Annotated in this window: 10 protein-coding genes and 1 tRNA gene; 1 reads left to right on the top strand and 10 read right to left on the bottom strand. The window is 35.0% G+C overall.

The genetic code is table 11. The annotated features are described in order from the left end of the window. Both LBD46_01405 and LBD46_01400 read right to left on the bottom strand, forming a co-directional pair. The coding region (locus LBD46_01405) for a type I restriction enzyme HsdR N-terminal domain-containing protein (protein MDR2425836.1) at positions 1–1,603 on the bottom strand (1,603 nt) is incomplete at its 3' end. A 367-nt stretch (positions 1,604–1,970) separates the two neighbouring features. Then, positions 1,971–3,230: a hypothetical protein gene (locus tag LBD46_01400; GenBank protein MDR2425835.1), complete on the bottom strand. Its 1,260-nt coding sequence runs from the start codon at positions 3,228–3,230 to the stop codon at positions 1,971–1,973. Positions 3,231–3,429: 199 nt separating this feature from the next. On the opposite strand from LBD46_01400, the gene gpmA reads away from it, so the two are divergent. Next, positions 3,430–4,176, top strand: coding sequence for a 2,3-diphosphoglycerate-dependent phosphoglycerate mutase (gpmA, locus tag LBD46_01395; GenBank protein MDR2425834.1), 747 nt, complete (start codon positions 3,430–3,432; stop codon positions 4,174–4,176). 346 nt (positions 4,177–4,522) lie between these two features. Here the strand turns inward: gpmA and LBD46_01390 are convergent, their stop codons facing one another. The 8 genes from LBD46_01390 to LBD46_01355 all read right to left on the bottom strand — a co-directional run bounded on the left by LBD46_01390 (position 4,523) and on the right by LBD46_01355 (position 9,746). Next, positions 4,523–5,719: a DNA adenine methylase gene (locus LBD46_01390; protein ID MDR2425833.1), complete on the bottom strand. Its 1,197-nt coding sequence runs from the start codon at positions 5,717–5,719 to the stop codon at positions 4,523–4,525. 5 nt (positions 5,720–5,724) lie between these two features. Further along, positions 5,725–6,354 (bottom strand): ApaLI family restriction endonuclease, encoded by a 630-nt coding sequence (locus LBD46_01385; GenBank protein MDR2425832.1) that lies wholly within the window; start codon positions 6,352–6,354, stop codon positions 5,725–5,727. Positions 6,355–6,533: 179 nt separating this feature from the next. Continuing rightward, a tRNA-Leu gene (locus LBD46_01380) sits at positions 6,534–6,619 on the bottom strand. 189 nt (positions 6,620–6,808) lie between these two features. Then, positions 6,809–6,961 carry a hypothetical protein gene (locus LBD46_01375; protein MDR2425831.1) on the bottom strand — a complete coding sequence of 51 codons (153 nt, stop codon included), beginning with the start codon at positions 6,959–6,961 and terminating at the stop codon, positions 6,809–6,811. A gap of 75 nt (positions 6,962–7,036) precedes the next feature. Further along, positions 7,037–7,885, bottom strand: coding sequence for an ion transporter (locus LBD46_01370; protein MDR2425830.1), 849 nt, complete (start codon positions 7,883–7,885; stop codon positions 7,037–7,039). 34 nt (positions 7,886–7,919) lie between these two features. Then, positions 7,920–9,113: an IscS subfamily cysteine desulfurase gene (locus tag LBD46_01365; protein ID MDR2425829.1), complete on the bottom strand. Its 1,194-nt coding sequence runs from the start codon at positions 9,111–9,113 to the stop codon at positions 7,920–7,922. Between the two features lie 17 nt (positions 9,114–9,130). After that, positions 9,131–9,346, bottom strand: a complete 216-nt coding sequence (locus tag LBD46_01360; protein ID MDR2425828.1) for a hypothetical protein — start codon at positions 9,344–9,346, stop codon at positions 9,131–9,133. Beyond that, positions 9,336–9,746, bottom strand: coding sequence for a hypothetical protein (locus tag LBD46_01355; protein MDR2425827.1), 411 nt, complete (start codon positions 9,744–9,746; stop codon positions 9,336–9,338). Before LBD46_01355 ends, LBD46_01360 begins: the two co-directional genes overlap by 11 nt. Positions 9,747–9,751: the final 5 nt, after the last annotated feature.

The following is a 9,751-nucleotide window of genomic DNA, read 5'->3' as shown; positions in this document are numbered from 1 at the left end:
CTATAAATAGTATATCCCTGCTTACCTTTCTTTGCTTTTTCCCTCCGCTGTTTTTGGCTGTCACACTATTGACCAGTATTACCTCATCATCTATATCACCCGCAAACGGCGGATTTGCCATCAATATATCAAACTCAAATTCTTTATTCCCCTTTTCTTTTTTATTCTTCCTATACTCTATAAATCTCTGATACCCTTCACTATAGTTCTTTTGCCATTCATCCATCTCCACATCTTCTCCCCACCTCGTATAATCCAATGTGTTCAATTTTAATACATTGCTGTGACCATCACCTGCTATTATGTTTAACATCCTCGCTACCCGCACAGAACGCGGGTCAAATTCTATCGCAAAAATTTTATCCCTCACATACTTTATTTCTCTCTTTGTACGTGAAGCATTTGTAAATAAGTTGGGCTTGCCAGACTTCATTTTCCCCCATACATATAATACCGTATGCATCGGAAATCCACAGCTTCCTGCAGCTGTGTCTATCATCGACTCTTTCTCTTTCGGATTTAACATCTTTACACACATATCTATCACATACCTCGGCGTGAAATACTGCCCTTTTTCCCCCTTCGACGCTTTTATTGATAAATATTCAAACGCATCATCCACTACCTCTAAATTGCTGTTAAATAATTTTATATCCTGCAAAAACGACACACACGAACGCAAATGCGACGGCTTCAATTTTATCTTCTCATCTTCTTCAAATATTCCTTTCCATTGCCTGCATGCCTCTTTAAATATTTTGTTTATCCTCTTCCCTGTCTCACTGTCACTACCTGTATCCCTAAATTCAAGCCTTCTAAACCCTCCATCCTCTATATCTTCCAACTCTTTCCCACTTCGTACCAGCGCAGACATCTCATATGCATCATCCATACTCATATACTCATCATATAACTTGATAAATAATACCTTAAATATCTCATCAAAACTGTCCTCACCTGAATTCGCCATCACTCTATCTTCAAATTCTTCTATTACCTCACTTAACATCTTTTTCTCTAATTTATCATTTATATACAACTGCTTTATCGTATAATGTATATTCAGTATCTCCGAAAGCGTTTGATTTGACCTCGGCAAATACGACAGTTTGTTTAAAAAAGTTGTTTTTGATTGTTTGTCCTGCTCCCTATAATAATATTCTATCTCTTTTCCATCCGTCCATACACCTATCGATGCACCTGAAAATTTACAATACGACTCTAACTGCTTTTTCCCTTCTTTTGCCGTAGGATTTAATGGACTTTTTAATTCTACTATGATATAGGCTTGTGTCGGACGCTCCCTTTCATATACCACTATGTCCGCCCTCTTCTTGCTGCTGCCCATCACCACTTCACTTTGTATCTCAAACCGCTGTTCATCATATCCGTATTCCTCCATTAACTTCTTCAAATATAACTGCCTCACAACTTCTTCAGCCGTAACTTTTATCTCTTTTTTGCGCACAACACAATTTACATAATATTCCCTTTTGTTTTTCTCCCCTTTCACTACTATACTCTTTTCAAGCTCTTCTATTTGCTTTGTTTTAAACTGCGTAAGTTCGTATTTCGAATCTTTTACTATTTCTTCTATTAACATTTTCTCACCTCTTATTTCTTGCTTCTTTTCTTCTTTCTCATTCTCTTTCTTTCGTTCTCGTTAATTCTATAATATTTTTGAATATATATGCACTTTATAAAAATAAAAAATATTTCAAATCTGTAAACAACGATAAAAGCGAAAACCCTCCTCTGATTAAGACATTCTGGGAAAGGCTTAGTGATTATCTGATATCCCTACAGTCAACGATTGCTTAGAAGATAGAATTTTTGACAACAATGATTTTAAAAGTTTAATATAAATCCAGCTTTTGTTGTCATTTTTCTATAAAACAGCAAAATAAAATTTTAATAGAAAAAGGCAGACCAATACTCGATTTCAGTCTGCCTTATAACTTCACCAAAAATTAATTAAATTTATATGTTATGCCCGCCTGCAATGTCGAAGAGTCAAAAGAATCTTTGCCACCGTTTTTAAATTTTGAAAAGTCAGCTCCGAATAGATGCCCTATTCCAAAATAAAAATCTATATTTTCCGCATAAGCACATTTTGCAGTAAGATCGAATTCCGTACCAAACTTCACATTATTTTTTAAATCTTCACCATCTCTTGAATCGTAACTAAAAATATCAAAGCTGAAAACAAATTTTTTAAATTCGTAATCGACTCCGGTATTAATTATTCTGTTATCGCTATAATTACCATTAATCAACACTCGGCTGACAATTAAACCAGCGCTGCAATTACCGATAGTAATAAAAGGTTTATTTTCACCACCAAAAACTCCGAGTGAAACTCTGGGAGTTAATTTAAGATTTTCAATAACATAAGAAGCATCTGCTTTTATAAAATTCGTATTAAAGGTTTCATTGCTGAGACTTTCCTCTCCTCCGAAATTTTTTGCCACTTCCAACGATGCTTTCAGTCCTTTAATTTTTACTGTAGGTTTAACACCTAATATTGTATAGTGGTCTTGTGCGGAAACATAATTTTCAAAATTATACAAATACCCCTGAAGATCTAAGATCTCTGCAATATTTAAATATTTAAAATCGCCACCGATAAGAGTACGATTTCCGTCAGCTCCTCTATTTTCCATAATACCATAAATCAAATTTGCTTTTATATTGTCCTTGTCATAGTATGCTGCGGCCGCATCTATTGATGAAATCGCACCTATCGTACCTGGCACATCAGCGGCTCCTATGACGATATATAAAGGCTGATTTCTTCTTATTCCGATATACACAACTGTGCTGTCTTCATCACCGTAGTATTGACGGCCGATTTTGAAAGAAAGTCCGTCAACATCAAACAAATTATTAAAAAGCATGTTTGCTTCAACAATTTTAAACAAGTCAATAAGTCCCCTATTGCCGTTTAAAGGTCTTCCACTCCATTCTGATCCATCTCCCCACATATTTGTATATCCGAGAGCAAACGATGCGATAATATCTTCATAAATGTCTAATCTTAATCCGATGGTAAGATACATTCCAGTTCCGCTGACATTGTATATTTCGGAAGTGTTTAAAGTAGAGTTTTCATATATAAAACCATTGAATGAACCTTCTCCGTAAAAATGTAAATTTTCAAAAGACAATTCCTGAGCATACGAAGATGCCACAAATAATGATAAAACAACCAAAGCTAAGATTTTTTTCATCGACATACCCCTTAATCTCTCAATTTCTTAAATTTTTAAAGGACAAAACTGCTTTTTTCACACACTTATTTTAAATACAAATACTCTACGTTTTATGCCGATAATAGCCGTAAGATTTTTTTATAATAACAAAAATATTGTATATTTGCAAAAGCTTTTCAAATATAGTATTTTTATATAAAAATTTTGGAGGGAGACAATGTATAAAGTAGTATTGATAAGGCACGGCGAAAGCGTGTGGAATAAAGAAAACAGATTTACAGGCTGGGCTGACGTAGACTTATCCGAAAAAGGAAAAGAAGAAGCTTTAAAAGCTGGAAAACAGTTAAAAAAAGATGGATTTGATTTCGATTTGGCTTATACTTCGGTATTAAAAAGAGCCGTAAAAACCCTCTGGATCGTTATGGACACAATGGGATTCAACTGGATTCCCATCATAAACAGCTGGAAACTTAACGAAAGGCATTATGGTGCTCTTCAAGGTTTAAATAAAGCTGAAACAGCAGCAAAGTACGGAGAAGAACAGGTAAAAATATGGAGAAGAAGCTATGATACTCCGCCTATGCCGCTTGAAAAAAACGATGAAAGATACCCGGGAAATGACCCGAGATACGCCGCTCTCACGAAAGAAGAACTCCCCTTGACAGAATGCCTAAAAGATACTGTAGCAAGAGTAGTTCCGTATTGGGAAAAAGAAATAGCTCCGAAAATTAAAGAAGGCAAAAAAATCATAATAGCTGCTCACGGCAACAGTTTAAGGGCTCTTGTAAAATATCTCGATAATATAAGCGATGCAAATATAGTAAATCTTAATATTCCTACTGCAATGCCACTCATCTACGAATTAGATGAAAAGTTAAAACCGATTAAAAATTATTATCTTGGAGATCCAGAAGATGTAAAAAAAGCAATGGAAGCCGTAGCCAATCAGGGAAAAGCAAAATAAACCGCAGAAGGCAGAAACAGCAAATGCGATAAGCTATGGAAGTAAAAAAGTGGGTTAGAAACAAAATTCAATTTTTATATAATTTTGGTGTTTTTTCTGAAAAAGGGTTAAACTTATCTTAGGTACAGGTTTATAAAAAATTGTGAAATAATTTTGGCGTGCCACCCCGTCAGGGACGGCAGAAACAAAAAAGCGAAAAATTGGAAATTATTAAAAAATCGACGGAGCCAAAAGTTGGCGCTGCCGACCAAATTATTAAACCAATTTTTCGCTTTTTTGTTTTTCTTTTGTGGCTGCTCCAACCGCAAAAGTGTGGAACAACTCTCTTAAGACTAATCGTATTCAGCTATCGCATAGCCGCAAACTTTCTCTTAAATGACAGCAAATCGTCAATTCTATCAAAAATATAAAAATTATCATTTCGACTTACGTTCGGCAGAGTAAATAAAGTACTTTCTGTTTTATCGGTTGTCTTATAGAGAATAGCCAATCGAAAACCATTTTTAACAATAGCATTGCTAAGCTGTTTTTGGGCATATTCTACCGTTTCAGAATTTCGCTGTATGCGAATTGGAATTGGTTTCATCTTACCATCTATTCTTAAGAAACCATCTATACCCTTATTTCTTTGAACTGGTTCGGCATCTATCTTTCTTAACAAATCTAATATGGAGTTATTTTGATTAGTATATGCCGATTTACCCTTTTTGAGCAACATTGACTCTGTTTTTATAGGTTTTTCAAGGCGTTTTTCTGTCAGCTCAACAGCATCAGGGGATATATCAATACCAATATAGTTTCTACCAAGCAATTTTGCGGCTACGAGCGTTGTACCGCTTCCACAAAACGGGTCAAGTACAGTGTCGCCTTTATTGGAAGCAATTTTAATAATTTGTTCAAGAAGCAGTATTGGCTTTTGTGTTGGGTAGCCGACACGCTCTTTCGCCTTTGGGTTAAGATACGGTATTTCCCATACATCAGAAAGCGGAACACCGTTTTTTTGCTCTATTAACTCGCACTCGCCACTATCATTTTTTTGATAGACAATTTTTCCGTTTTTATCTCGTTTCCTCTTCTGAAATATCTGGTCAACATTAGTTGTTTCTGAATAATCAGTAAATAGCGTATTGAATGTAAAATTGCCAGTCTTACTGTAAAAGAAAATGACTTGGTGTGAATTAAGAAGTCCTTTCTTCGCATTAGACCATCTTTTATAGCTCCATATTATCTCACTCTGAAAATTACCCACACCAAATACTTCATCTAAAATCACACGCAGGTGATGTGAAGCGATCTTGTCGCAGTGAAGGAAGATGCTTCCAGTGTCTTTTAGTACTTTTCTGCACGCTTTAACCCTTACTTTAATAAATGCTTTATATTCATCTATATCTTTCCAAGTATCATCAAAAGAGTATTCTTTGAGATTTTTATCTTTGAGAATTTGTTTTGTTTGCGTAAAAAATGGCGGGTCAAGGTATATTAAATCAACGCTGCTAGGAATGATTTTTTTTATTTTTTTCAAGCAGTCGCCAAGTAATAACATAATTCTTATCCCTTTATTTTTTGTTCCACTATGTCTTCCAATAGTCCCAGCAAATCAATGCCAGTGTCAGTCTTGATATACTCCCAAGCGCTGTCGTTATAAAAATACTTACCACCGACACCATTATAAACTGTTTCAAGCGTTTGTTGTATTTTTATTGCTTGACCGCGGTTTGGAGAGTAAAACATTATTCTTATAGGTGTATAGCCAGCATTTTTTATCTGCTTCAAACGGGTATGTTCTTTCGTTATATGATCGCCGTCAGTCGTTGCGTCTCGCCATTTAATCTCATATGCTTCATTGCCAACAAGACAATCAATTTCAAAAGTTTTCGGTCTTGAACTTTGTGTATTCGGGATACGAATTTTTCGTTGAGCGTTATTGTGCTTATTCTCAATGCACAATATAGCTGCTTCTTCCAAGAAAGAACCTGCATATTTGTATAAGAAGCGGCCTTTATTTTGATATTCATCTATTAGCCTGCCTTCTCGGACGGAAATGCCTAGAACTTGATAGATTAAGTAATGTGAATTGTCATCAGATTTCATTTCTTCCAAACGGTCATCAATAGCTTTCTTTAAGTTATCAGAATATTGTGCCGCTAGTTTGCTGATTTCATTATAAATATCACTCATATACTATATTTTAGCATACTTTTTACTGAAACATAAGCAGCATAGACAAATCAAGAAAAATCAAAATATTTTTTGAACGTTGACAGCAAAAATTGATTTGCTTTTGCTCCATATTAAACTTTGTTAAGTAATTTTTCTGGCGAGTATGCTGCGCTTAATTCGTCTGTAGAAAAATAGAATGCCGAGGGCGGGACTTGAACCCGCACGCCGCCTAAGCAACTTGAGATTTTGAGTCTCACGTGTCTGCCAATTCCACCACCTCGGCTTTAAAACAAGCAAGGTAGTATTTTATAATAAAAGTGATTTTTAGTCAAATGATGTGTTAAGGTCAAAATAGATATTGCCCTTTTTTAGATATAATAAAAAAGTGGATAGCAATGAACACTTCAAACGATAAGATTGAAAAGCATACATAAAAAAAGCCCCGCTAAAGCGGGGTTTTTAAAATATTATCTTATTTTTTCTTTTTTATCTCACCTGACTTTTCCGCAACAATACCATTTCCAACGACTTTAGAGTGTCCTTTGATAATCACATAAACTATAAATCCCAAAAATATTGCCATAAAAAAATATGCCGGCCAATCCGATGCAAAATCTATGTACATTTTTACCTCCATTTTTATTATATATTTGATAGATTGTACTTATTTGATAGATTGTACTTATTTTATTAAATATTATCAAATTTCAACCTTATTCTCAGATGTTTTTGATTCTTTCCTTTTTTTCATCTCCTCCATAATAACCTGATAATTGTTTACTATTGCACCGACCACAAGATTCAAAAGTAAAAATGCCGACAAACAAAACCATACTACATGAAAAGCCGTTATGATAAAAGGCGGAATGCGTATAAGTTTCAATTCGTAAGATTTCATCAGATTATAACGTATATCAGTCCAATCGTCGCCGGTCATAACCCGAAACAGTGTAAACATCGATTCATGAAGTGTTCCATACGACTCCGGAGAGTTTTCTGGACTGTTGGGAGCAATTATTTTTATTTCTTTCATGGCCTGTACAATTTCAGGAGGGGTTTGTGCATTCACTGTGGGAAGTTTAAATAAAGTAACTCCCATTATCGCAAATAAATACAAGAATATGCAGAAAAACAAAGCATTATAAGTCAGTGATCTGAAAGAACGTATCAAAACGTTTATAATAAGTTTTATTTCCGGAGCGGTCCTTACAAGTCTTAAAACTCTAAATACCCTTAGAATTCTTAAAGAAGTTACGGCCGCGGGATTGGATAATAACGATTCTGGTATTAGGCTTATTATTATCAGAGACAAATCAAAAATGTTCCAGCCACTTTTAAAAAAAGATTTTATTCCATCTGCCGCAACAAAACGCAAAATTATTTCAACTATAAATATGGATAAAGCTGTCTGCTGGATTATGTAAATTTTTGGATTGTGAAGATACGTCTCAATACCTATAAATAAACAATTTACTACTATAACAATACTGATAAAAACTTCAAAAGGTTTTGCCGCCACAAGATTTTTTGCCCAAATCTTAATGTTCATACAAAAATTTTCCTCTCATCATGTGAAATTGGCGTTAGTCGTTCTTTTTTGCCTGCCATACCGGAGACATAGCGCGAAGACTCTCGACAAGCTCCGGCAAAACTGACAAAACATAATTTATTTCTTCTTCGGTATTTTTGTGGCTTAAAGAAAAACGTATGGCTCCCTGAGCGGCAACAGGATCAACACGCAGAGCCGTTAAAACATGAGAAGGATCAGACGAACCCGAAGCACAGGCAGAACCTGTAGATGCGGCTATCGCCTTCATATCAAGTTTCAGCAAAAGCGATTCGCCTTCAATGTAAGTAAAATTTACGTTTAATATGCCCGCTGTGGAGTTTTTGGCATTTCCGTTGATAAAAACTTCAGGAATTGTTTCCAAAATTCCTTTTTTAAGCTTTTCCTTCAAACGCAATACGTATTTATTATGTGTGTCCATATCCCTGTTTGAAATTTCCAAAGCTTTTGCCAGAGCTTTGGCAAAAGCCACATTTTCAGTTCCCGGACGCAAACCATTTTCATGATGACCACCAAAAACTATTGGTAAGATGTTTGTACCTTTTTTAACGTATAAAGCACCTATACCTTTGGGCCCGTGAAATTTATGTGCCGCCAGTGAAAGCAAATCTATCCCGAGCTTTTTTACATCAAGCTTAATTTTACCGGCAGTTTGCACGGCATCGGTATGAAAGTATATTTTATCTTTTCTGTTTTCATTTATAATTTTTAATCCTGCAGCTATTTCTTCTATCGGTTCAATCGTTCCGACTTCATTGTTTGCATGCATTATAGTTATGAGAAGCGTATTTCCTTTTATGGCATTTAAAACGTCATCGACAGACACCCTGCCGGTTTTGTCTACACCAATATAAGTGACTTCATATCCATTTTTTTCTAAACGCTCACATGAATGAAGTACAGCATGATGTTCAATTTTGCTCGTTATAATATGCCCTTTTTTACCGTAAGCGTTCAAAATTCCAAATATCGCCAAATTGTCGGATTCAGTGCCGCAACTGGTAAATATGATTTCTTCTGCACTGGCATTGAGTAAAGACGCGGTTTTTATTCTTGCTTCATCAAGCGCTGTTCTTGCTTCACGTCCGAAAGAATGAAAACTTGAAGCGTTGCCATATATTTGCGAAAAATAAGGAAGCATTTCCTTTACTACTTCTTCATCGACCTGCGTTGTTGCGCTGTTATCAAGGTAAATTTTTCTTTTTTCCATACGAGACCCCTGCCTTGTTATATTTGTATGTCGTCGGTTAAATCCACGCTCTGCATTTGCGTAATACTGTCGTGAGCTTTATGAAGATATTGCAAAGTTTTTTTTATTCTAAAAAAAGTCTGCGCGCATTTCTTGCAGACCGTCGTATGTCTTTTGAACTCTTTTTCTTTCTGTTCATCAAGATCGCCGCAGCAAAAAGGAACGATTTCATAAATAATTTCGTCACATTTCATTTTCGCCGTCTTCAAGCATTTGTGCGATGCGCTGCACGCTTTTATAAAGAGATTTTTTTATTTTATCCTCTGAGGAATTTAAAATATATGACATATCTTTTAATGAGCAATTGAACTCATATTTTAAAATAAAAACTTTTTTATCAAAAAGCCGAAGATTGTGTTTTATTGAATTTATCATCCCCTTTTTATTTAAATCCTTTTTCTTTATATCAAAGAATCCTATATTTTTTAAAAGCTTTTTATAAAGTTCCGTTTTTATTTCGGGCAAATCCGCATAATAAGATCTTAAAAGATTTTCGAAAGCTTTAATGGCGGCTTTTCTTGAAGTTTGTTCATTGCATGTTAAACTGAAAGCCATACCGTATATTTCATTTTGATACTTCTTAACTATCTGCATTTGTT

Origin of the sequence: Candidatus Endomicrobium procryptotermitis, from assembly GCA_031279415.1 — a bacterium.
GTDB classification, from domain to species: Bacteria; Elusimicrobiota; Endomicrobiia; order Endomicrobiales; family Endomicrobiaceae; genus Endomicrobium_B; species Endomicrobium_B procryptotermitis.
Note: the sequence above shows the minus strand (reverse complement) of the source record. Positions and strands in the feature narration are given on the sequence as shown.